Below are 25112 nucleotides of genomic sequence, written 5' to 3'. Positions count from 1 at the left end.
AAAAGCAATGAGAGGGCATCTCATTGCTTGAATACACAAAAAAATTCTGCGTCTACAATGTAAGATAGCTCTCCAAGGCATTTAGCCTTGACAATCCGGCATTTATTAAATGCAAGACCAGCAAAGAAAGAAATGAGACTTTCTTCACTTCGGCGAACATCCCCTTTCATGATTCATCTCCGAAGCTCATCCTTCTCCGAATCACTACTATTGAAGCTCGCACCTCTACCTTCACTTTAGTATTAAAAAGTGATAGTAATATAATTTTCACTCATTATAGCATAGCGGCATTTTTCTGACAATCACTATGATTGAAGTTTTTTAATTAATTCCTCCGCCACAGGAGCGGGAATTCCAATGGCTCTAAACTCTTCAAATGTCGCTTCCTTCATTTTCTTAACGGAACCAAATTCCTTTAATAGCTGTTTTTTACGTTTTTCACCGACACCTGGTATGTCGTCCAACAGTGATTGAAACGCACTTTTACCTCGGGTCTGACGATGAAAGGTAATTGCAAACCGGTGAACCTCATCTTGAATCCTTTGTAATAAATAAAACTCTTGGCTGTTTCTCCCAAGCGGGATAATTTGTAGAGGATTGCCATATAACAACTGAGAAGTCTTGTGCTTATCATCCTTCACCAAACCAGCCAAAGGAATATCTAAGCCAAGCTCGTTTTCCAGGACATCTCTAACAGCCTCCACATGTCCTTTTCCTCCATCAATAATAATGAGGTCCGGCAGCGGCAGTTCCTCTTTTAACGCCCTAGAATATCTTCTTCTTGTTACTTCACGCATCGATTCATAATCATCCGGACCCTTAACAGATTTAATCTTATACTTTCGATATTCACGCTTATTTGGTTTCCCGTCGATAAAGACCACCATCGCAGATACAGGATCGGTCCCTTGAATATTAGAGTTATCGAAAGACTCAATTCGGTGTGGGGTATAAATACCCATAAGCTCGCCAAGATTTTCGACAGCCTTGATCGTCCTTACCTCATCCTTTTCGATCAGTGAAAATTTCTCATTCAATGCTATTTTTGCATTTTTGATTGCCATTTTAATTAAATCTTTTTTCTGACCACGCTGAGGTTTTAGGACTTTTACTTGAAGCAGCTGTTCTGCGAGATTCAAATCAATTTCATCCTGTATTAGAATTTCCTTCGGCTTAATATGATTGGATTTTTCGTAAAATTGACCTAGGAAGGTAAGAATTTCTTCTTCTGGCACGTTGTAGATAGGGAACATGGAAACGTCACGTTCAATTAATTTTCCTTGGCGTACAAAGAATACTTGAACACACATCCAACCTTTATCGACAGCGTAGCCAAACACATCACGATCTGTAAAATCTGTCATCGTGATTTTTTGCTTTTCCATAATGGTTTCAATATGAATAATCTTATCGCGGAATTCCTTTGCACGCTCAAAATCCAATTCCTCAGAAGCACTGGTCATTTTTTCCGTTAGTTCTTTCTTAATCTCTTTAAATCCACCATTAAGAAAGCGGGTAATTTCATCGGTCATTTGCTTGTATTGCTCTTCGTGTACTTCATTTACACATGGTGCCAGGCACTGGCCTAAATGGTAATATAAACAAACCCTGTCTGGAAGGGTTGAGCATTTTCGTAATGGATAGATTCTGTCTAACAGCTTTTTCGTTTCATTCGCCGCCATGACGTTAGGATAAGGACCAAAGTACTTACCTTTATCCTTTTTTACTTTTCTTGTAATGATGAGTTTCGGATGTCTCTCCGCAGTCAATTTAATAAACGGATAGGTTTTGTCATCTTTCAGCATTACATTATATTTAGGATCGTATTTTTTAATTAAATTTAATTCGAGTAACAATGCTTCGATATTGGATGAGGTGACAATATATTCAAAGTCCTCAATCTCGTTGACGAGCCTTAGAGTTTTACCATCATGTGACCCGGTAAAATAGGACCGTACACGATTTTTTAGTATTTTTGCTTTCCCCACGTAAATGATCGTTCCCTGACGGTCCTTCATCAAGTAGCAGCCAGGCTGATCAGGCAGCAGTGTTAATTTTTGTTTGATAGTCTCATTCATTTCAAGCTGCTCCTCTCCGTCTTTAATTTATACTTATAAATTTTAAAACAAACTAGTGAATAAGAAAAGTAAATGTCTTTTCCAAATAAAAAACCTTAGCTAGAAATATCCTAGCTAAGGTTATCTATGCTTTAAACGTGCTTTTCTAACACACCAGCTAAAGCGTCTTTTGGCTGGAAGCCGACTACTTTGTCAACTACTTCGCCGTTTTTGAAAACAAGTAATGTAGGGATACTCATTACGCCGTATTTAGCAGCAGTTTCTTGGTTATCGTCTACATCTAATTTAACGATTTTCACTTTGTCGCCCATTTCTGAATCAATTTCTTCAAGAACAGGAGCGATCATTTTACAAGGTCCACACCATGGAGCCCAGAAATCTGCAAGAACTAGACCAGAGCCTGTTTCAGCAGAAAAATTTGCATCGGTTACATTTGAAATAGCCATTTGTTTATGCCTCCTAAATAAATACTAATTTCTAACGAAAGTATAGCATTGTTTAAACCATCATGCTAATAATCTGTCTCGGATGTAATTTTCCCTAAAAAACGTTTCATATTCTGGCTGATTATATGTAATAAGGCGAACAGTTTGCCACTGCTCGCCCTATATATTATGAGTGAACTTTAATTTTTTTAAACTCTTCGGTTAAAAGTGGTACTACTTCAAATAGATCCCCGACAATTCCGTAATCCGCTACTTTAAAGATATTTGCCTCTGGATCTTTATTGATCGCCACGATTACTTTAGAGTTAGACATCCCTGCTAAGTGCTGGATTGCTCCAGAAATTCCGCAAGCAATGTATAGGTCTGGTGTTACCACTTTTCCAGTTTGACCGATTTGTAAAGAGTAGTCACAATAGTCCGCGTCACATGCACCACGGGATGCACCAACTGCGCCGCCTAGTACATTCGCTAATTCCTTAAGTGGTTCGAAGCCTTCTGCACTCTTGACACCGCGTCCGCCAGAGATTACGACTTTGGCTTCACTTAAATCTACGCCTTCACTCGCTTTTCTAACAACTTCTTTGATAATTGCACGAAGATCTTTAATTTCAACCGATAAGGCGGCAACCTCACCTGTTCTGCTTTCATCCTTGGCAAGAGGTGCAATGTTATTTGGTCTTACCGTTGCAAAAATCAACCCGTCCGTCACGATTTTCTTTTCAAACGCCTTACCAGAATAGATTGGTCTTGTGAAGACAACATTTCCACCAGCAACTTCAACAGCAGTTGCGTCCGAAATTAAGCCTGATGATAGCTTAGCTGCAATTCTTGGAGACAGGTCCTTTCCTAGTGAAGTATGTCCGAAAACTAAACCTTCTGGGCTTTCTTTTTCAAGTACAGCAAGTAATCCTTGTGCGTAACCATCGGATGTATATTGCTTTAACTTTTCATCCTCCACAACAACAACGCGGTCGGCACCGAATTGAACTAATTCCGCTCCTAAAGCGCTAACATTTTCACCGATTAAAACACCAACTACTTCTCCGCCTTCAGCTACTGTTTTCGCTGCAGCAATTGCTTCGAATGAAACATTACGTAAAGAACCGTCACGCGTTTCCGCTAATACTAATACTTTTCTAGTCATTCCTTTACCCCTCCTGCAAATCATTTTTGGCTATTCTGAGTGATTTCGTGCATTTACAATTAAACTACTTTTGCTTCCGTATGAAGAAGGTGAACGAGTTCTTTTACTTGATCATTTAATTCTCCAGACAACACTTTTCCTGCTTCCTTTTTAGCTGGCAAATATATTTCAATTGTTTTTGTTTTGGCTTCAACATCATCTTCTTCAAGGTCTAAATCATCTAATTCTAGTTCTTCAAGCGGCTTTTTCTTTGCCTTCATAATACCTGGTAAAGATGGATAACGAGGTTCATTCAAACCTTGCTGAGCTGTTACCAATAATGGCAGACTTGTTTCAATAATTTCAGAATCCCCTTCAACGTCACGGGTAACGGTTACATTTGTTCCATCGATTTCAAGCTTAGTAATGGTCGTAACATAAGGAATGTTTAACAATTCAGCCACACGTGGACCTACTTGACCAGAACCGCCATCAATTGCTACATTTCCACCGATAATAAGATCTGCTTCCTTATCCTTAAGGTATTCAGCAATGATTTTAGAAGTTGTGAATTGATCGCCGTTTTCGCTCGTCTCTTCAGTATTGATTAACACTGCTTTGTCAGCTCCCATAGCAAGTGCTGTGCGCAATTGCTTTTCAGCCTCTTCCGTTCCTACTGAAATAACGGTTACCTCTCCGCCATTTGCGTCGCGGACCTGAATGGCTTCTTCAACTGCATATTCATCGTAAGGATTGATGATAAATTCAGCACCATCCTCGTTGATTTTTCCGCCAGAAATAGTAATCTTTTCTTCCGTATCAAACGTTCTTTTTAATAGTACAAAAATGTTCATGATTTCCCTCCTATTAATGCAAAGATTTTTTTTGTTTTAAAGATTAAGAAAATTTAGCATAAAAAAATATCATTAACTTCTATGTAGAAGTTATTCACCTTTAAAATTTGGCTCCCTTTTTTCAATAAAGGCCTGAATGCCTTCTTTTGCATCAGGAGAAACAAATATCTCTCCGAACAACTCTGCTTCCTTTTTAGAGCCTTCGTAAAACTCTTCGTTTTTTGCATAATTTAATAATTGAATGGTGGCTTTTAATGAGCCTGTGCTCTTTTTAGTAATCTTACCAGCTAATTTTAGTGCTTGTTCTAATACATCATTTTCTGGATACGCATGGTTCGCCAGACCAAATTGAACCGCTTCCAATCCTGTGATTGGCTCAGACGTGAACAGCATTTCAGCTGCACGTGCAACTCCAACATATTTCGGAAGACGCTGTGTTCCAGCAAATCCAGGGATTAATCCAAGCTGCAGTTCTGGAAGACCAAGCTTGGTCTTTTCTCCTACCAAACGGATATGGCATGCCATGGCAAGTTCCAAGCCCCCGCCCAGAGCCGCGCCATGAATAGCAGCAATGATAGGTTTAGGAAACTTCTCCATCCGATCAAACAAATCTTGTCCATATTTCCCAAGATTTGCAAAGCCTTCGGAAGATGAGACGGTCGTGAATTCTTTAATATCAGCACCTGCTGAGAAGAAACGCCCTTCCCCATGAATGACAATCACCTTAATATCACGATTAGGTTCAATTTCGTCTAGTACAGCCGACAATTCCCGTAATAGTCCTTGTGAGAGGGCATTTGCCGGTGGACGCATGATGGTGATCGTCCCAATCATGTCTTGATTAGACCACTTTAAGTATTCCAATAGTTTCCCTCCTCCTCATAACACTCAAAAATTAATGATTCCCGCAGCCTTTAATCAAAAGCTTATGAACCGGTTTAGCGAGTGCCATTAAATCGTACTTCTCCTCATTTAAAACCCAGGTTGTCACGGTTTCATCCATCGTGCCAAAGATCATTTGTCTGGCAAGACGGACATCGAGGTCGCTTGAAAACTCTCCCGATTCAATTCCTTCTATGATGATTTTATCAATCACACGTAGATAGCCTTTTAGAACATTGTTTATACGTAAACGCAATTCTTTATTGGATTGTCGTAATTCAAGCTGGGTTACGATTGCCATGTGATGATCATCAGAAAGGTTTTTAAAATGAGCTTCTATCATCATTAATAACTTCTCCGCCGCGCTCTGTTTTCCTGCTATCATTTCATCTATTTTTTCAATAAAGCTTCCCATTTTTTCTTCGAAGAGTGAGATGAGAATGTCTTCTTTGTTTTTAAAATAAAGATAAATCGTGCCATCAGCAACACCAGCTTGCTTTGCAATTTTTGAAACCTGTGCCTGATGATACCCTACCTCTGCAATAGCAATTACTGCTGCGTCAATGATTTGCATGTATTTTGGCTTATTTTTTTTCATAATAATTCTCCCTCCTCCCGAAGAAGTAATTTAGTAATTTTAAAAAAAGAAAATATGAATGAATAATCATTCATATTTTTATAATAGATATTTGTTGTATTTCTGTCAAGAAATACAAAGACATTTTTATAATACTTTATTGTCACCAGTGGGACAAGTTATATTACGCAAAAAAAAGAAGTGCGTGAATTAGGCATGTTTTTTATTTTCTTCTTCTATTTTTCTCATTTCCTCCTCTACAAGAGTTCTTCTTAATATCTTCCCTACCGCGGTTTTCGGTAATTCTTCTCTAAATTCATATAGTCTTGGCGCCTTATATGCCGCTAGATATTTTCTAGCATATTGGTTTAAGTCATCCGAGGTAATCTGTGATCCTTCTTTTAAGACAACGTATGCTTTAACGGTTTCTCCTCGATAAGGGTCTGGAATTCCCGCAGCAACAGCCTCCAACACATCTGGGTGTTCATATAATACTTCTTCGATTTCTCTTGGATATATATTATATCCTCCGGCAATAATCATATCCTTCTTTCTATCTACTACATAAAAATACCCTTTATCATCCATATAGCCAAGGTCACCCGTATACAGCCAGCCATCTTTTATCGTTTCCTCCGTAGCCTCAGGACGGTTCCAATAGCCTTTCATGATTTGAGGACCTTTAATGATAATTTCTCCTATTTCTCCAACCGGCATGTCCTCACCATCATCCATTGATACGATTCTTACTTCGGTATTTGGCCAAGGAACACCAATGCTGCCTTTTATCCGTTCACGATCCCATAAGAAATTGGCATGTGTGACTGGAGAAGATTCTGTTAATCCATATCCTTCAACGAGTTTCCCGCCTGTAATTGACTCAAACTCCTCCTGGACCTCAATAGGGAGTGGAGCAGAACCGCTGAGACAGGAATCAATCGAAGATAAATCATATTTTTTCAAATCAGGATGATTTAATAGACCGATATAAATTGTTGGCGCACCTGGAAACAAAGTAGGACGCTGCTTTTGGATTGTCTTTAAGGTGGTCAATGGATCGAACTTAGGTAATATAATCATTTTATACGCCTGCATAACCGATAAAATCATCACGATTGTCATTCCATAGACATGGAAAAATGGAACAATCCCTAAGACTGATTCCTCACCCGGTTTTGCTTTATATAGCCAGGCCGTACACATGGAGGAGTTTGCTACTAAATTCCTATGTGTCAGCATTACCCCTTTTGGAGAACCAGTTGTACCGCCTGTATATTGAAGCAGCGCAACATCCTCTTCAAAATTAAATTCATATTCTACGAGTTTTTTAGGCTTCATTTTAACGATTTCTTTAAATAAATGAGTATTGCCTTCATGTTTAACGTTAACAACAATTCCATATTGCTTTTTCTGGACAAAAGGATAAACTAAATTTTTTGGAAATGGCAAGTAGTCTTTGATAGCGGTTACAATAATGTGCTGCAAATCAGTTTGCGGCATCACCTTAGAAGCGCGTGGATAGAGGATGTCGAGTGTGATGATCGCTTTCGCTGCGGAGTCTTTCATTTGGTATTCAAGTTCACGTTCGGTATATAACGGATTTGTTTGAACGACAATGCCTCCCGCCATTAGTATACCAAAATAACTTATGACCGATTGTGGTGTATTGGCAAGCATAATGGCTACTCGGTCACCTTTTGAAATACCAATCTGCTGAAGATAGCTGGCAAAGGATAATGCTTCATCGTAAAGCTCTTTATACGTCATTTCCCTGCCCATAAAATGGATTGCAGTTTTTTCTGGAAAGCTCTTTGCTGCATCTACTAAATACTGCTGAACAGGTTCTTTTCGAAATTCCAGTTCTGCAGGAATATCCTCGGGATAAGACGTGAGCCATGGTTTAGATCCGTACATAGTAACCCTCCTTTTTATTCTATTGTCAATTTACCACTTCCCTTTCATTATAATATAGTCAGACTGTTTAAACAATTACAATAACAATATATGTTCACTATATCACGATAAAAAAATCACTGCTGGTCGGGGATTAACCTCGGGGGCTATCTTGCACCGCTTGTTGTCGATACCTTTGGCCAAAAATAAATAGATGTTGAGCGTTCCCGTCTGACCGCTTATATTCCTCTTTTTATTGCTGCAATGATGTTCTGGGCGATTTGCAGGTTAGGCGCAACAAAAAAAGGGTGGCAGCACCTTTTGAATACTGTCACCCTAACTTTTTTAAACAACCGCAGGCTTTCCAGCAGCCAGCGGGTTTTTTACTCTTCCAAATTCTGAAGCATGAGGCCGGTCATCGCCATCGCCATATCCATATTCAATCATCCGGTTCCGGTTGAGGCAAAGTTTTTTAAAGGATGGTCTCAACAGATCAAACAGCTCAAATCGTTCTTTCAGTTTAGGGAACTGCGCCTGATAAGATAGAATCGTCTCTCTTAGCATGTTCCAGAAAACAGCTTCATCCAGCTCCCTGCTCCGATGAAGAATGTCTGCGAGATAGCGGAAGTGGCATACGAACAATCCGGTAAAGATAAATTGACAGAGTCCTTCCGGAGCCTCGCTTCTCAGCACATTTTTTAACTCTGCTGAGATGTTTTCCAGCTCGGACAGCGGCTGATCACTGATGTTCACATCATCCACAAAATCTTTAACGGCGAGACGGTGCGGTTTGCTGTCCTTTAAAATGACAACGGTATTCTGACCGTGAGGCGAAAAAACGGTTCCATATTGATATAAGTAGTGCAGAAGCGGCGGAAGCAGCACATCAAATAGCTGTTTTGTCCACTCTTCTGCGTTGAGGCCAGCCTTTTTGGCAAGTTCAAGCGCATAGGATTCTCCGTCCTCCCCAACATATAAAAGCGCAGCCAGGGTTATCGCCTGCTCTCCTTCCTCCAGGAATGAATAAATACTTTCTCTCCAGATGACACCTAGCATCTCAAGGAATTGATATGGAGCCCCTTGCAGCTTTGTATAATCTGGATGTGCGTAGTTCATGCTTGCTATTTCTCCAGGGAGTACAACTCTGCATGTATCACGCAAGAATGAGTCACGATCCCGGATTCCCTGAATATGCTGCGTGATTTCCGGTGCAAGCACCACCCGCTCAGACGGCAGGCCGCGATAAACGAGTGTATTCAAAATGCTCATCGGAAGCTTCACATGATATTTCATCTTATCTTTCATGTTCACGAAGGTTCTGATGGATTGCTGTGGCAGGTACTCATCCTCTCCTTTTCCAAGATAAACGATGCGCTTTTCAAACAGCTCTTCTGAAAAAAGTGGTACCAGGACATGATTCCACTGCCATTCATGAACAGGCATGAAGAAATAGTCCTCCGGCTGAATACCTTCCTCATGCAGAACCTTCTGAAACGTTACCCAAAGAGAATCACCAAGCTCGCTTTTCAGTAAATCTTCATAATTTACTTCTTCAATTGAATGAAAGCTCCCCTTCTCTTTTGAAACAGCTATCCAGTCAAGCTTTACCACCTTCTTCTGTTCCGGCGCATACTGTAGGTAATCCGTATAGGAAAATCCGATTCTTCCTTTATTATATGTAATCCATGGATGACCGGTCATTTCCCCTTCAAGCTCGGCATAATCGATTTCAAGGAGGGACTCAGTCCGCTGATTTTCCTGGCTGGCCAAGATATGGGCATCTGCAAGCAGCGTCCGTTTATATTCTTCAATCAGATAAGCGGCAGTAAATGGTTTGATGCCGATTTCCTTTTGCAGCTCAAGCAGAAAGGCAACTGCGCTTTTAGCATTTGCCCATTCACCGCCTGTTTTTATCTGAATGGAGTCAGGGTCTATCCAGTAGCTGTCCATAAGCCGTTCTTCCGCCTGGAATCTGTACATCGTCCCGCCTTCTAATGTAAGGTGATAAAGACCATCCGTTTTCTCAGCTGAAATCATGTCTTCATATAAAAACTCTGCAATCATTTTGGCAAGCAGCCGTTTGTTTGCTATTTCCCAGTGCCTTTTTTTCACGTTCGTTTCCATTTCATTCACTCTCCTATACGGTTTGTTTCTTCCGGGCAAGATGCTGGATCCCAAAGTGCTGAAAGACATTTTTTTCTGGAATCTCAAACATTGTTTTACCGGCAATCGAATTTATGATAACGGCATTCCGATAAGCGCCAAGCCCCAAATCAGGCGCTCCTACCCCATGGGTATGCAGCTCGCCGTTTTGAATAAACACCTTGTGCCCATCTCTTGTCTCATGCATTTCAACCTGATAGTTTCTCGAAATAACAGGGCGTCCTGCTTCGTCCCATTTTATCGAATCAGCCAGGCTGCTGAATGCTTTTGGCCAGAGGGTTTTGTATCCTGTTGCAGCGATAACGGTATCTGTTTCAACCTTAAACGATTCACCCTCCTCCCAGTGATAACAGTCGAGCAAAAGACCGCCCCCATATTCAGAGATATCTTTAACTGCCGATTTGGCAAGGAGCTGTACGTCCGGCTTTTGTCCAGCGATCGTTCTTTCATATAAAAGATTGTAAATGTCTGCAATCGTATCTGCGCTTATTCCCTTATAAAGAGTATCCTGCTTCGACACAACTTCATCCTTCAGGCTTTGAGGCAAGCGGTAAAAATAATCCGTGTAATCAGGTGAAAAATGTTCAAGCCCGAGCTTGGAATATTCCATCGGAAAGAAACCGTCTGTACGTGTTAGCCAATTCAGCTTATAACCCGCAGTTACCTGCTCTTTTAAAAGCTCAAGGAAAACCTCTGCTGCACTTTGCCCTGAGCCAATTACTGTGACTGTCTCTCCCAGTGCTTCATTCCTTCTTTGCAAAAACTCAGAAGAATGATAGAGATTCCGGCTGCCTGCCGCCGTCCATTCCGGCAGATTCGGGGCACTTCCCATTCCCAGAACCACATGCTTCGCGTAATAAATCTCCACATGTCCTGTCAAAACATCTTCTACACTAACTTCATAGCCATCCGCATGCTCGGCTGCATCAATGACTCTTTTGCTGAACCGGCATGATGACAGCTGCTTTGAGACCCATTGGAGGTAATGGTTATATTCTCTTCGGGGTATATGGAAAGATTCCAAAAAATAAAAGTGGTACAGCCGTTTCTGGTGATGCAAATAATTCAAAAAGCTGTATTTGCTCGCTGGATTCACCATTGTAACGGCATCCGCCATAAAAGGAACCTGAAGAGTCGTTCCTTCGATTAGTAATCCTTCATGCCAGGCAAACTCCGGTTTTTGATCAAAAAACAAAGCGTCCATTCCGCCTGTTTCATCTATAAGGGCAGCCATACCCAGATTAAACGGACCAAGTCCGACACCAATCACGTCATAAACCACTTGTAAGCCTCCTTTCAAAATCTTCTCTTGTGCAGATCAAAAACAGGGCTTGTTTATCAGGAAGGTTAAGCTCCTTTTGCGGAACAAACCCACACTTTTTAAACACGTGAATCATTTTAGTGTTGCGGCTATCAGGTTCCGCAACAATCCTCGCTGTCCTGCTGTCAGAAAACATTTGCTTCATGATGCTCTGAAGCATAGGCTCTGCCAGACTTTTTCCTAAATAAGAGGGGTCTCCAATGAGCAAATGAACTCCCTGATCAAATGGTTCTGCACCATAATAGCGGCGGATGATATCGTCTTTTACCCAATATGTTTCCCAGTAGCTCATCTCTTCCCCGTTTATCATGCCGATCCATAAGGTTTGATGATTGTCCGAAAGTAAACCCTTTAAGTGCTTTGCATACTGGCTGAATGGAAAGTTCTGGTGCCAAAAAGGAATGACGTGCGGCTCATGGTGCCACTGATGAAGTAAGACCGCATCCTTCTCAAAATCAACCTTGCGGAACGTAATCACTTTGTTTGTTTCTTGTTGAATCATAATGAAGCGACGGCCTCCTTTTTTAACAGTGGATTTGGAACATCCACATACACAGACTGAGTTTCAAGGGGACCTACAAGCTCATCTAAGTCGTGGAATCGTGTCATGAGATTGGCCTTGCAAGGTAGTTTCTCGCGTTCCAGGAAGCTTTTTATAAGCTGAGAAGGATGTCCATCTGGAACAGAATAGGCTTCCATTTCTTCCTGGATGATCTTAAGCAGCATGCGTTCGTCTGCCAGTCCTGCCGTCCCGAAAGCATTCACAATACCGAACAAATGATTGAAAAAGAAATAGTAGCGCAGACGCTCATCTGCTACTGTATCTGAACAGAAGGTTTCGCTTTTCTGTCCCGCTTCAGGAAGAAATGACTCAAGTACGCTCTTCTTTGATTCACAGAAGTAAAATCCTTGATTATCACGGTAAAAGAATCGCTCAGGATATCCGTCATTCAACTGAACAATGCTGTTTTGCTGATGAGCCTCGAGTGCGATCCCCTTCTCATAATAAAGCCAGAGAATCGGTTTTAGGGAAATCTCCAAGTAACGCTTTAGCCAGTCCGAACTGATTTCGCTTGTGGTGCGGTTTTCTTTATCTGCTATGCCGCGGATTATGCTTGAAAGTCTTGATGTTCCTCTTTTCAGTCCATCTTGGCATAAAGAGACGATGGCCGTTGTTTGATCCGCATTTTCCTGATAAAACGGGTTATCTCGAAGGATGACTTCGAACCCGGATTCTTTCCTGTCCTCCAGCTTCAAGGTGAGAAATGCCGGATCGTGAACAAACCTGAACTGCGGAAACTCATCTGAAATTTCCTTCCCGAGGCCGGCCTCCATCAGTTCTTTTACCTCTGCGCCGCGTTCTAGTTCCTTCATTAAATTAGCCCGTACAGAATTCGTAATTTTTATGTTCAATGAAAACTTCAGCATAAACGGCACATCAGGATGAAATACTGTTCTCAGTGAGGAGGTGGCAAAGTAAGAACGTCCTTGCTGTCCAAGGTCTTCAATAGCTCCCGCTTCTGCAAGACTCTTAATCTCATGATCTTGAAGGACATATTTTGCCTGCCACGGATGCAGCGGAAGCAGCGCGTGCCCGTCCTCTTTTGCATACTTGTTTTTGAAGTCATTTGTTATTTCCGGATCATCAAGGACCATTTGCTTAATCTGCTGAATGGCTGAATGCGGAAGCAGGGATTTAGAATAAACAAGGTCAGCAGGAGCTCTGAAATAATGCAGCGGAAAGGAGCCTTTTAATTCAGGTGAATAGGATCTGATTTCCTCTTCATTCATCCCTTCCCTGCTTTTTGGTGCAGGATGAAACAGGTGTCCAAATAAAAGCGACTGCTCTGCTGCAAGGAAATCAAAGTCTGTGCCATACAGTTCGTCTTCTTCTCCTGAACGTTTTTCAATAAATGCTGCCATCAGCGTACAGCTCTGGGAAATGCGGTTAAGCAGCTCATTCTTTTTTTCATCCGGCTTGCCAGCATTCAAGTCTATTAACGTCACATCAATGCAGTCCATGAAATTCAGTTTTTCAGAACCCATATAAACTACTGGTCCAACTAAGTGGCGTCCTGTTTCTGAATAATAAGCTAAAGGTATGTATAAAGCAGATTTATTTTTAAGCGAAAGCTTCATCCATTTGCCTGAATGGGCATGTTTAAGCTCTGGTGGAACATCCTCTGTTAAAGAGCCTTTTCCCGTCTCACGGATATAACAATTTAAATAGCTTTGCAGCGTAGCATACTCTGCACGTTTTCTAGCTTCTTCCCTGTTCATTCTGAAGCCTCCTCCATTCATTTTGTCCGATTTCTTTTATTCTCTGGATCAGTTTTGACAGATCCTCTGCTTCTGCGAGAGGATTTAATAGAGTAAATTTCAGGCAAGCATGCCCATTTACCTTTGTACGGGCAATGACCGCTTCTCCATTTGCAAGCAACCTGTCCCGAATCCGGTAGTTTAGAAGATTGACGGCATCCTCTGTAAGCATGCAGTCCCCTGTATACCTGAAAACAACCGTGCTCAGCTCAGGTTTATGCATAACCGTAAATGAACTGTCATGTTCAAGCATTTTATATGCTTCCTGTGCGAGGGAAAGGGTGCGGCGGATGATTTCTGACCAGTCGCTCCTGCTTATCAGCTGAAAAGATAGGAAGGGTTTTAACGCATCAAATCTTCTAGTTGTCTGCAGGGATTTTCCTACAAGATTCGGCACTTCTTCTTCATCATCTTCCTCTGGGTTGAGGTAATCTGCGTGCCGCTTCATATAGGAAAACGTGCTGCGGTCATTTACCATGAACGCCCCGCAGCTGATTGGCTGGTAAAACATTTTGTGAAAATCAACGGTGATGGAGTCCGCCTCATCAATGCCTTTCAGTTTGTGTTTGTGCTGATCTGACATCATGAGGCCTCCCCCATACGCCGCATCTACATGGAACCAAAGATCGTATTGCTTAGCGGCCTGACTCATTTTTTCTAGGGGATCTATGGCTCCAAAATCGGTTGTGCCTGCTGTGGCGATTAGAGCAAAAGGAATTTTTCCTTCTTTTTTAAGCTGCTTCAGCTTTTCTTCTAAATCGTTCATGCACATCCTGTGGGCTGCATCTGTTTTTACAGGAATGACGGCTTCTTCTCCAAGCCCTAAAACAGAGGCTGCCTGCTGTACGGAAAAATGGGCTGCATCCGAGCACAGAATTTTAAGAAGGTGGTGTTCTACAGGGAGACCCTGCTTCTTAATATCCCAGTTCCAAAGCTTTAAAGCTGCACGCTCTCTTGCAAGAAGAAGCCCCATCAAGTTGGATTGTGTTCCTCCACTCGTCATGACTCCGTCGCCTTCATAAAGACCGAAAAGGCGGCAAAGCCCATCCATTACCATCTGCTCCACCATGGTTGCAGCGCCGCTTTGGTCCCAGGAGTCCATTGAAAGATTCAATCCTGAAATCAACACTTCAGCTGCTAAACCAGGCAGCATCGGCGGACAGTGTAAATGTGCTGCACATAACGGATGATGGACAGAGACGGCATGGTCAGCAACCGCAGATGAAAGCTTGTGAAAAACCTCCCTGGGACTGCAGGTAGCTTCAGGGAGGAACTCAGGAAATCGAGCTTCAAGTCCTTCCTTAACAAGCTGAGGAGAAGCACCGCTGAATGGAGCATTTGCAAGAACGGCTGATTTCAGCGTTTCCATCGCCTGGTTCATTACATGTTGATAGCTTTCCATGCTCCCTTGTGAATTTGTGAGAAAAAAAGCATTGATTTTTGTTTTTATACTGGGTGTCAATTTCTTCACCTCCTATACGAAACTTGGCATAAGCGCTTTTTCCGCTGCCATAGCCGCTTCAAAGAACAGATCGCACACCGTTTCAAGCTGCTCTTTTGTGATAATCAGCGGAGGCAGGAATCTGACGGTACTTCCGTGGCGGCCGCCAAGCTCAAGGATCAGCCCTCGTTTAAAGCATTCCTGCTGAATTTTCTTAGCCAGCTGCGGATTTGCAGGATAACTTCCGAGTGCATCTGCAGGAGCGGTTTTGTCGACGATTTCGGCCCCAACCATAAGACCTAAACCTCGGACGTCACCAATGGATTGGACATCTTGTTTCATTTCCTTTAAGCGCAGCATGAGGAAGTCTCCAAGCAGAGCTGCCTGCTCGTCAAGTTTTTCCCGCTTAATAAACTTCATTGTTGCGGTACCTGCAGCAATGGCAAGCTGATTACCGCGGAAGGTTCCTGAATGAGCGCCAGGATCCCACTGGTCTAAATCTTTGTGATAGACAACGACCGCAAGAGGAAGAGTACCGCCAATTGCTTTTGATAAAACAACCACATCAGGAGTAATGCCCGCATGCTCAAATGCAAACATTTTTCCCGTACGCCCGAATCCTGTCTGCACTTCATCCACAATAAGTGGAATCTGCTGTTCAGAAGTAATCCGGCGGACTTGCTTCACCCATTCATCTGGTGCAGGTATGGCGCCTCCCTCACCCTGAACAACTTCCATGACCATTCCCGCAGGCTTTACAATCCCTGATTCCGGATCATTCAAGGTCCGTTCAATGAATGTCGATCCAACTGCTGCTCCTTCTTCTCCCCCAATGCCAAACGGACAGCGGTATGCATATGGATATGGAAGAAAGTGAACTTCAGACATCAGATTCGGAATTTTCGTCTTCGGACCAAGATTCCCCATGAGGCTGAGGGATCCATTGGTCATTCCGTGGTATCCGCCTTGAAACGAGAGCATTCCGCCCCTTCCAGTTGCCGTTTTCACCAGCTTCATTGCTGCTTCAATCGCATCTGAACCAGATGGGCCGCAAAATTGAATCTTCGCATTTTCTGCAAATGAGGCCGGCAGTGCAGCAAACAATTCTTCCACAAACTCCTCTTTCATTGGCGTCGTAAGATCAAGCGTGTGAAGCGGGCGTTTCCCTCTGATTACCTTTACAATTGCCTCAACCACAACAGGATGGTTATGGCCAAGTGCAAGTGTGCCTGCTCCTGCTAGACAGTCTATGTACGTTTTGTTCTCTACGTCTTTTACATAAATCCCTTCTGCTTCACTGATGGCAATCGGAATTCTGCGCGGATAGGATCTTGCATTCGATTCCCGTTTGTTTTGACTGTTTAGGTAGAATTCATTTGTCAGCAAATATAATCACCTTTCTTTTTGAAAATAATTCTCATTCTCAATTAAAAATAAAAAACGTTCTCTTAGCTTCGTTTTTAAAGTTCCGGCCAGTTCCATCATGGCTGAATCTGCACTTTTGACCTGGCCGATCATATTAGGAAAACTGTGAACGAGCTGCCTGAAATGCAGATGTTTCACATGAACCCCTTCGTTTTTAAGTTTTTCCGCATACTGGAATCCTTCATCTCTTAACGGATCATATTCTGCCGTTACCAAAAGCAATGGCGGCACATCTTTATGACTTTTGGCATTCAGAGGAGAAGCAAATGGATGGCTTCCCTGTCTCGCATCGGTTACGTAATGGTTCCAAAACCACTCCATTTTTTCTTTCGTCAAATTAAATGCATACCCAGATTGATAGGAATCCGTTTCAAACTGATGACGAAGTACAGGAGTAATAAGGACTTCAAGATGAAAAGGACAGCTTCCAAGTTCCTTCATCCAGAGGACTGCCGCTGCTGCAAGATTCGCTCCAGACGATTCGCCTCCAATCGCCATCTGAGCAGGATTTCCGTTCCAGTGCCAAACATTTTGAAGCGCCCATTGTGCCACAACCATGACATCCTGCAGTGCAGCCGGAAACGGATGTTCAGGAGCAAGCCTGTAACCTACTGAAATCACAAGGCACTCCGCATTCTTTGCAAAATACGTGCATAATGTGTCCGCACTGTCTAAATCTCCAAAGACCCATCCCCCTCCATGCATAAATAGAAAAACCGGCAGTTCTTCGGCTCCTGCCGGCTGATAAATCCTGACAGGGATATTCCCTTCACCAACATTGACATTATGTGTTTGAATGCCGTCTGACTCAAACGGCTTGAAAAATGTTCTTGCTTCTTTATAAAAAAATCGCGACTGTTCAGGCGTCAGTTCCTCCAATGGCGGATGCTTAAGTTCCATCATTTTTTCACTGATGCGCCCAAGCAAATCTGATAGATCCTGATCAATTGGATGGTTCCTTTTCACATGGCGCTCCTGCTTTCCAAAAAGTGTTGTCTTCCAGTTTAGGCTCTTTCCTAAATTCAACATCTTTCGTCAATAAATAGCGGTAAAAACGATTTCTGTCACCTATCATTAAAGCTGCTTTCTTATGGGGCATCGTGATGGTGCCAAATCTTTCTCCGCCAATTCTCTTTAAAATCGGAATGACAATTCGATTTCTTACATCAGGCTCACCTATGATGCGTCCGCACTCATATTTTTTCATAAGAAAGGCCGTCATGGCTCTTATGAGCATAAGCCCATCGTCTTTATTTAAGAATTCTCTCGGCCCGATAAGCAGATGCATGCCAAGATCACCACTTTTTGCTTCGTAATAGTCTTTTACGGGATCTTGAAAAATGCTGTACGCCATCAGGTAGGCCACAGGGAGATCATCTACATAAACGAGAAAAACCCGTTTATTTTCTGCGTTAAGCGTCCGGTCCAAATAGCCGGCAAATCTATCTCTGCTCACGTTAAGCTTCCAAAAAGGGGCAATGTGCGGAAGCTGCATCCAAGTATGCAGGATATCTATATCTTTTCCAGTCACATGTCTGAATGAGATGAATTTATGATATTCCCTGTCTTGCAAAATTGCTTCAAAATCTTCTTCTCTCTTTATATCAATCAGCTCCTGCCTGTCAGAACATTTAGATTACATGAAAATCTTAATTGAAAATGATTATCATTGTCAATAAAAATCAAGAAATCAGTTCATCCTGCCCAGTCACGGTGTTCGGGAACGATCTTTGGTAGAACATTAGCCCTATTCTTACCCATAAAAAAAGAAAACAGCAACTATGCTGTTTCCTTTCTCAACGCCCCTGCATGCAGGGACGAGCTCATACTTAATAATCCTAGTATATTTTTAAACTTTATACCATCAGCGATGACTTTCGTGTTAAAAAAACAACAGGTACCCCAAACCAATTAGCAAAAACAAGGCGCATAAACCAAAAAGCACTTTCGCTAATGTCTCCACAAAAATCTCCCCTTACGATATTCCTGCACCTATCACATAAGATAAGCCGATTGACAAGATCATTGCAATGAATCCAACCGCACGATTATCATTTTGAATTTCATGATCAATATTAAATTTAGGTGTTAAGAATTCAAAGATAAAATATCCAACCAATAAAAGCACAAAGCCAAATACTCCCCAGCTGATCATTGTAACCAATGAATCATTTTGTTCAATGGAGAAGCGAAAAATATTAGCAATTCCGAAGATTTTCCCTCCGGTTGCCATTGCAACAGCGATATTGCCCTTCTGGATTTCTTCCCAATTTTTATATCTCGTTACCAATTCAAAAATAGCTAAAAAGACAATGACACATAAGATAACCACACTATAATTGGCAGCACTTTGAATATACACGTTATCCCAAAACTGGTTCATTCCCTATTCTCCCCAGATATTATTTAAATTCAACTACAGTAACACCAGAACCGCCCTCACCAGCTTCTCCAAAACGAATTTTCTTGACTGAACGGTGATTTCGTAAATATTCCTGGACTCCCTGTCTTAATGCTCCCGTGCCTTTTCCGTGAATAATTGAAACACGAGGATAGTTTGATAATAACGCATCATCTATATATTTTTCCACTCTCATGAGTGCGGCCTCATATCTTTCTCCGCGTAAATCCAACTCTAACTTTACATCAGCGTCTCTGCCTTGGACAATCGCCATTGGTCTTGTTTCTACTGGTTTTGGTGTTTTGATATACTCTAAATCTTTTTCTTTTACCTTCATTTTTAGGATGCCGATTTGAACCTGCCACTCGTTATCAGTGACTTTTTCAAGCAGTGTACCCTTTTGACCAAATGTCAGAACTTTCACTTCATCACCAGGTGTGAAGGTATGCTTCATCGTTTTCTTATTCATTTGAGCGGCAGATTTCTTTATTTCAGGAGTTGCGTCTTCGAGACGCCGCTTTGCATCAATTAATTCGTGTTCCTTAATATCAGCATGCTTTTCGATCCTCATTTTACGAAGGTCACGAATAACCTTTTCTGCCTCACTCTTTGCTTCTTCCAGTATTTCACCAGCTTGTTCAGCCGCTTTTTCAAGCATAGCATCTTTGTTCTGATAAAATTCTATCATTTGCTTTTGCATATCCTGGTGGAGTTTTTCTGCCTGTCTTAAATAATCACGTGCTTCCTCATGTTCGATTTCAGCTTGACGCTTACTTGCCTCAAGGGATGCAATCATCTTATCGATTTGATTTGTATCCTCACTAACATGAGATCTTGCCGCCTCAATAACACGTTCATTTAACCCTAAACGCTTTGAAATTTCAAACGCATTGCTTCGTCCTGGTACACCAAGTAGAAGCTTATAGGTTGGGCTTAACGTTTCAACGTCAAATTCAACACTGGCATTAAGGACACCTTCGCGATTATATCCATAGGCCTTTAATTCTGGATAATGAGTAGTCGCAATCACTCGCGCACCTCGATTATGGACCTCATCTAAAATGGAAATCGCTAGCGCAGCACCTTCCTGAGGGTCTGTTCCTGCACCAAGCTCATCAAATAGGACAAGGGAATTAAAGTCGACCTTTTTCAAAATATCCACGATATTTACCATGTGAGAAGAAAAGGTACTCAAGCTCTGTTCAATGGATTGCTCGTCGCCGATATCCGCATAAATCGCATCAAAAACAGCGAGTTCTGAGCCGTCATAGGCAGGAACCTGTAAGCCCGCCTGGGCCATTATTGAACATAAACCAAGCGTTTTTAGGGTTACCGTTTTACCACCAGTGTTTGGTCCGGTAATGACAATCGTTGTATAGTCTTTCCCAAGCAAAATATCATTCGCTACCACTTCGTCAATCGGAATTAACGGGTGTCTAGCTTTGTATAAGGCAATTCGCCCCTCATTATTCATTCGAGGCATACTTGCTTTCATCTTCCGGCCATATCTTGCCTTTGCAAAGATGAAATCAAGATTGCCTAGAACCTCAACAATTACCTGCAGCTCGGACTCAAATTCAGCGGTCTTTGCAGAGAGCTCAGTCAATATTCTTTCAATCTCAAGCTGTTCTTTTACTCTAATATCTTGTAATTGATTGTTTAATTGCACAATCACTTGCGGTTCAATAAATAGAGTCTGCCCTGATGAGCTCTGATCATGGATGATACCGCCATAATGACCTCGATACTCCTGTTTAACAGGTATAACAAAGCGGTCATTTCGGATGGTAATAATCGAATCTGATAACATTTTTGCTGCATTCGATGAGCGAATCATACTCTCTAGTTTTTCACGCACTCGTGCTTCATTCGAGCGCAGCTGGTTTCTTAATGAACGCAGCAGGTCACTTGCACTATCGAGGACTTCACCACTCTCATCAATCGCATGTCTGATCGATTCCTCCAAATTAACTAGAGGAATAATACGGTCAACCTGTTCCATTAAGATAGGAATTTCCGTTCTTTCTTCCGCAATATCTTCAATGAACCGTTTCATTAGCCGGCTTGCATGGATGGTACTCGCAACCTGAATTAACTCATGCGAGCTAAGTACGCCCCCAATGACCGAACGTTTAATATGTGCACGAATATCGTGAATTCCTGATAACGGGACGTTTCCTTTTATTCGTAACACGGTCGTTGCCTCATCTGTTTCTGCCTGAAGTTTAACGACCTCTTCAAAATCTGTTGATGGTACTAATCTTTTTAACTTATCTATTCCAAGAGACGAAGCTGCATGTTCAATGAGCTGGTCTCTCACTTTGGTAAATTCCAATACCTTTAACGTTCTTTCTTGCATGGAGATGAACCCCCTATTTTCGATTATGCAAAAATTCTAGTAAGTCATTCGGTTCAAGTGCATTAATTACCGATGATTTTTTTATCCAGCCTTTTTTCGCTGTCGAAACCCCTACACCCATATGGGACAGCGTTTCTCTTTTATGAGCATCGGTATTAATAAATAGTTTAACTCCCGCGTCCTGTGCTTTTCGTAAATATTCAGCTTTCAGATCCAATCGATTAGGATTGGCATTAAGCTCTAAAGCAGTATTCGTTTCTTTTGCTAATTCTATCAGCATATCGATATCGACATCATAACCTTCACGTCTGCCAATTTTCCGTCCAGTCGGATGGGCAATTAAATCCACATGCGCGTTTTCTAATGCCGTGCGTAACCGCTCCATGATTTTTTCTCTTGGCTGTGAAAAAGCGGAGTGAATGGACGCGATAACGAAATCCATTTCAGCAAGCAGATCATCCTCATAATCCAACGTGCCATCTGGCAGGATATCCATTTCAACTCCTGATAAAATTAGTATATCATCGTATTTTTCATTTAATTTTTTAATTTCTTCCTTTTGCTGCAATAGTCGCTCACGCGAGAGTCCATTAGCCACTTTTAAGTATTGGGAGTGGTCGGTTATGGCCATATACTTATAGCCCTTTGAACGGCAAGCTTCTACCATTTCCTCCATCGTGTGAGCCCCATCGCTCCATGTGGAATGCATATGAAGGTCGCCCTTTATATCACTTAGTTCAATTAACTCACCTTCGTAAGCAGGAAAATCCTCTACTTCTTTTCCATCTTCTCGTATTTCTGGAGGAATAAACGGCAGGTCAAAATGTTTGAAAAACTCTTCCTCTGATGAAAAAGTAAGAATTTCGCCAGTCTCAACATTTTCAACACCATACTCACTTATTTTTTCTCCACGTTCTTTAGCCAGCTGTCTCATCCGGACATTATGGCCCTTTGAACCAGTAAAATGGTGAAGAGTTGTGATGAATTCCTCTGGTTTAACGAGACGAAAATCTACCGATACATCGTACTCAAATCCAAAAACCATTGATACCTTTGTATCTCCAGCGCCAATAATTTCCTTTATATTAGGTAATTCCAGCAGAAATTGTTTTACTATTTCCGGCTGTTCACTTGAAATGATAAAATCAAGGTCTTTTACGGTTTCCCGTACTCTACGCAAGCTTCCAGCACGAGAATATTGATGAATCTCAGGAAGTTCAGCAAGTTTTGCCTCTATTAAATCAGCAATTGGCAGCATATAAGCAAGCGGCAGGCGATCTGGTCTAGAGCCTACATTGGCAATCGCGCCTAAAATTTTCTCTTCTGTCTTTTTTCCAAACCCTGCTAATGCTTGGACTTTGCTTGTTTTACAAGCTTCTTCCAAGGTTGTGACATCTTCAATTCCCAGTTCTTTATGGAGCTTTGCAATTTTTTTACCGCCAAGTCCAGGCAATTGTAATAAAGGAATTAACCCTTTCGGAACCTCTTCCTTTAGTTCATTTAATACCGTGGAAGTGCCTTCATTTATGTATTCTTCAATAACACCAGCGGTCCCCTTACCAATTCCTGATAAGGACGTAAAATCCTCAATTTCCAATAAACTGCGGTCATCAAATTCAAGTGCAGACGCAGCTTTACGGAATGCGGATACCTTAAAGGGATTTTCACCCTTTAACTCCATGTAAACCGCGATCGTTTCTAATAATCGAATTAAGTCTTTTTTATTTACCTCCATTACTTCCACCTACCTTACCATTATTTTAACCTTTTAATAGAAAAACTTCTCTCCTAGAGAGAAGTAAGGGCATTCTCTCCTTAGAGAGAAGTCAATGCAGCTGTATATTCTATCCAAATATTCTTAATTTGTTCTGATAGAAACGGCGTATGATTAACAATAAGATTCGCCATAATGGAATCATCCAATGGTTTTTGTAAAACTTCCATTGGAACTAGCGCAGCAATATATAATAAAATAAAGAGAAGTAAATAGACTTCAGCTAATCCAAGTATTCCGCCAGCCCATACATTTAATTGCCTTAGAATTGGTAAATGGGCAATAAAATCGAGCATCGATGCTATCACTTGCAGCAGGATTTTTACGGCAAAGAAAATAATGATAAAGGCAATCGCACGGTAAAAAGCTACCTCCATATTCCCATCTTCACTTAATAGTTTTAGAGGGGAAGTAGTACCTAGATTCGGATACGGAACCCATAGCGTTAATCTGGGCGCTAAATCATCATAGTATAAATTTGCCACGATGTATGCAATAATAAAACCTGTTAAATGGAATAACTGCAATATGAAACCTCTTTTTAATCCAATAAAAAAACCAAAAACTAATAATAAAATAATTGCTAAATCCAACATGACTTATTCAGTCCTTTTCCTTTTGTAGTTCAGATTGCAGCCGCTCTAATTGTTCCTTCATTTTAATATAATCATTGACTGCATTCACTGCAGTTAATACAGCGAGTTTATTTACATCTAGTAATGGATTCCTGGAACCAATTTCGCGCATTTTTTTGTCAACTAAGGAAGCGACTTGTCGAACATGACTTTGGTTTTCGGTTCCTAATATTACGTATTGAGTTCCGTAAATATCAACGGTTGTTCTAGTTTTTTCTGTATTTGACAAATTACTGCCTCCATTCGATTCGAAGAAATCCCTAATTTATAATATAACACGAACGGATGTGTGTCGAAAAGAGAAAAGCAAAAGCGCCTTCGGAACAAGCGCTGGATGGCCAACAGGTGAAGTCGCACCTTTTGACTTCGCCAGTTGGACCGAAGCGACCTCGAGGGCTAGGCGCTGGAGCTAGACAGAGAAACAGTTTTAACTGGAGTTTTTTTACTTTTTTTAAAATAATGTCGAGGAGTGTTTTGGGAGTGGGAAATGTTGTGTTAAATCTAAGTATGTCTGAAATTAATAAAATGAAAAGCTACTATGAAGGTAAATTGCTAGAGAAAACTCCTCCAGGAAGTGTGTTTGCTGCCAAGACTTCTGGCTCGATGATTACTGCCTATAAGTCTGGGAAAGTTTTATTTCAAGGGAGTGGCTGTGAAGCAGAAGCCAGTAGATGGGGTGAGACGGCTGCAAAAGCTCCTGTGAAAGCTAGTGCTCCTAAAGGTAATCTTCCACAAGGTTTTAGCAACTGGTCCGTTATCGGCTCCGATGAAGTCGGTACCGGTGATTTTTTTGGTCCGATAACCGTTGTAGCTGCCTATGTGAAGAAGGAAGATATTCCTTTATTAAAAGAATTAGGGGTCAGAGATTCGAAGGATTTAAATGATGAAAAAATCATCGCGATTGCAAAGGTAATTAAAGATATTATTCCATTTAGTCTAATGACGTTAAAAAATGAGAAGTATAATCAGCTGCAAAAGTCCGGTATGTCCCAGGGCAAAATGAAAGCCATTCTACATAACCAAGCCATCCTAAAAGTGCTTGAGAAGATTTCACCGGTGAAACCTGAAGCGATTCTAATCGATCAATTTGTTCAAGAAAACACCTATTTCCAGCATGTTAAAAATCAAAAAGAAGTTGCGAGGGAAAATGTTTATTTTAGCACAAAGGCTGAGGGAATCCATCTTGCTGTAGCAGCAGCATCGATTCTCGCACGTTATGCTTTTGTTCAGTATTTTGATAAGCTTAGTGACTCCGCAGGCTTTAAAATCCCAAAAGGGGCAGGATCTCAGGTCGATGAGGCGGCAGCAAAGCTGATTTTGAAAAAGGGTCGTGAGGTATTGCCGCAATTTGTAAAGCTTCATTTTGCAAATACCGAAAAAGCCATGACTCTTGTGAATAAAAAGAAAAGGTAATTTATTCC

21 protein-coding genes and 1 riboswitch are annotated in these 25112 nt (G+C 41.5%); of the genes, 1 reads left to right on the top strand and 20 read right to left on the bottom strand.

All coding sequences use genetic code 11. The annotated features are described in order from the left end of the window. Positions 1-57: 57 nt before the first annotated feature. A riboswitch (Lysine riboswitch) is annotated at positions 58-236 on the bottom strand. A 69-nt stretch (positions 237-305) separates the two neighbouring features. The 20 genes from uvrC to zapA all read right to left on the bottom strand — a co-directional run bounded on the left by uvrC (position 306) and on the right by zapA (position 23920). Next, positions 306-2078: an excinuclease ABC subunit UvrC gene (gene uvrC / locus F4694_RS22085; protein WP_179601937.1), complete on the bottom strand. Its 1773-nt coding sequence runs from the start codon at positions 2076-2078 to the stop codon at positions 306-308. Between the two features lie 131 nt (positions 2079-2209). Further along, on the bottom strand, positions 2210-2524 hold the full coding sequence (trxA, locus tag F4694_RS22080; RefSeq protein ID WP_095248849.1) for a thioredoxin: 315 nt from the start codon (positions 2522-2524) through the stop codon (positions 2210-2212). Between the two features lie 166 nt (positions 2525-2690). Next, entirely contained in the window at positions 2691-3668 is a 978-nt protein-coding gene (locus F4694_RS22075; protein WP_179601935.1) for an electron transfer flavoprotein subunit alpha/FixB family protein, read from the bottom strand. Positions 3669-3727: 59 nt separating this feature from the next. After that, positions 3728-4501, bottom strand: coding sequence for an electron transfer flavoprotein subunit beta/FixA family protein (locus F4694_RS22070; protein ID WP_179601933.1), 774 nt, complete (start codon positions 4499-4501; stop codon positions 3728-3730). 90 nt (positions 4502-4591) lie between these two features. After that, positions 4592-5365 carry an enoyl-CoA hydratase gene (locus F4694_RS22065; RefSeq protein ID WP_179601931.1) on the bottom strand — a complete coding sequence of 258 codons (774 nt, stop codon included), beginning with the start codon at positions 5363-5365 and terminating at the stop codon, positions 4592-4594. 31 nt (positions 5366-5396) lie between these two features. Then, positions 5397-5981 carry a TetR/AcrR family transcriptional regulator gene (locus tag F4694_RS22060; protein WP_179601929.1) on the bottom strand — a complete coding sequence of 195 codons (585 nt, stop codon included), beginning with the start codon at positions 5979-5981 and terminating at the stop codon, positions 5397-5399. 189 nt (positions 5982-6170) lie between these two features. Next, positions 6171-7874 carry a long-chain-fatty-acid--CoA ligase gene (locus F4694_RS22055; protein ID WP_179601927.1) on the bottom strand — a complete coding sequence of 568 codons (1704 nt, stop codon included), beginning with the start codon at positions 7872-7874 and terminating at the stop codon, positions 6171-6173. A gap of 324 nt (positions 7875-8198) precedes the next feature. Then, entirely contained in the window at positions 8199-9977 is a 1779-nt protein-coding gene (locus tag F4694_RS22050) for an IucA/IucC family protein (RefSeq protein WP_179602055.1), read from the bottom strand. 13 nt (positions 9978-9990) lie between these two features. Beyond that, positions 9991-11250: a lysine N(6)-hydroxylase/L-ornithine N(5)-oxygenase family protein gene (locus tag F4694_RS22045; protein ID WP_179602053.1), complete on the bottom strand. Its 1260-nt coding sequence runs from the start codon at positions 11248-11250 to the stop codon at positions 9991-9993. 37 nt (positions 11251-11287) lie between these two features. Further along, positions 11288-11839, bottom strand: a complete 552-nt coding sequence (locus F4694_RS22040) for a GNAT family N-acetyltransferase (protein ID WP_179601925.1) — start codon at positions 11837-11839, stop codon at positions 11288-11290. Continuing rightward, positions 11836-13617 carry an IucA/IucC family protein gene (locus tag F4694_RS22035; RefSeq protein ID WP_179601923.1) on the bottom strand — a complete coding sequence of 594 codons (1782 nt, stop codon included), beginning with the start codon at positions 13615-13617 and terminating at the stop codon, positions 11836-11838. The genes F4694_RS22040 and F4694_RS22035 overlap by 4 nt, the downstream gene beginning before the upstream one ends. Then, on the bottom strand, positions 13598-15118 hold the full coding sequence (locus F4694_RS22030; protein ID WP_218895786.1) for a pyridoxal phosphate-dependent decarboxylase family protein: 1521 nt from the start codon (positions 15116-15118) through the stop codon (positions 13598-13600). Before F4694_RS22030 ends, F4694_RS22035 begins: the two co-directional genes overlap by 20 nt. A 12-nt stretch (positions 15119-15130) precedes the next feature. Continuing rightward, a complete protein-coding gene (locus F4694_RS22025) occupies positions 15131-16483 on the bottom strand; it encodes an aspartate aminotransferase family protein (RefSeq protein ID WP_179601921.1) in 1353 nt (450 codons plus the stop codon). Between the two features lie 6 nt (positions 16484-16489). Beyond that, positions 16490-17488 carry an alpha/beta hydrolase gene (locus F4694_RS22020; RefSeq protein WP_308806527.1) on the bottom strand — a complete coding sequence of 333 codons (999 nt, stop codon included), beginning with the start codon at positions 17486-17488 and terminating at the stop codon, positions 16490-16492. Further along, positions 17466-18053 (bottom strand): GNAT family N-acetyltransferase, encoded by a 588-nt coding sequence (locus F4694_RS22015; RefSeq protein ID WP_218895785.1) that lies wholly within the window; start codon positions 18051-18053, stop codon positions 17466-17468. The genes F4694_RS22020 and F4694_RS22015 overlap by 23 nt, the downstream gene beginning before the upstream one ends. Before the next feature lie 444 nt (positions 18054-18497). Beyond that, positions 18498-18905 carry a DUF350 domain-containing protein gene (locus F4694_RS22010; protein WP_179601915.1) on the bottom strand — a complete coding sequence of 136 codons (408 nt, stop codon included), beginning with the start codon at positions 18903-18905 and terminating at the stop codon, positions 18498-18500. A gap of 19 nt (positions 18906-18924) precedes the next feature. Further along, positions 18925-21282 (bottom strand): endonuclease MutS2, encoded by a 2358-nt coding sequence (locus F4694_RS22005; RefSeq protein WP_179601913.1) that lies wholly within the window; start codon positions 21280-21282, stop codon positions 18925-18927. Positions 21283-21295: 13 nt separating this feature from the next. Continuing rightward, positions 21296-23017, bottom strand: coding sequence for a DNA polymerase/3'-5' exonuclease PolX (polX, locus tag F4694_RS22000; protein WP_179601911.1), 1722 nt, complete (start codon positions 23015-23017; stop codon positions 21296-21298). Positions 23018-23097: 80 nt separating this feature from the next. Then, the gene (locus tag F4694_RS21995; RefSeq protein ID WP_179601909.1) at positions 23098-23652 is read right to left on the bottom strand and encodes a CvpA family protein; all 555 of its coding nucleotides are present in this window, start codon (positions 23650-23652) and stop codon (positions 23098-23100) included. 7 nt (positions 23653-23659) lie between these two features. Continuing rightward, the gene (gene zapA / locus F4694_RS21990) at positions 23660-23920 is read right to left on the bottom strand and encodes a cell division protein ZapA (RefSeq protein WP_179601907.1); all 261 of its coding nucleotides are present in this window, start codon (positions 23918-23920) and stop codon (positions 23660-23662) included. A 251-nt stretch (positions 23921-24171) separates the two neighbouring features. Between zapA and rnhC the strand changes: the two genes are divergently transcribed. Continuing rightward, positions 24172-25104: a ribonuclease HIII gene (gene rnhC / locus F4694_RS21985; protein ID WP_308806523.1), complete on the top strand. Its 933-nt coding sequence runs from the start codon at positions 24172-24174 to the stop codon at positions 25102-25104. Positions 25105-25112: the final 8 nt, after the last annotated feature.

The sequence above is a fragment of the Neobacillus driksii genome (genome assembly GCF_013409995.1).
Taxonomy (GTDB): domain Bacteria; phylum Bacillota; class Bacilli; order Bacillales; family Cytobacillaceae; genus Neobacillus; species Neobacillus driksii.
Note: the sequence above shows the minus strand (reverse complement) of the source record. Positions and strands in the feature narration are given on the sequence as shown.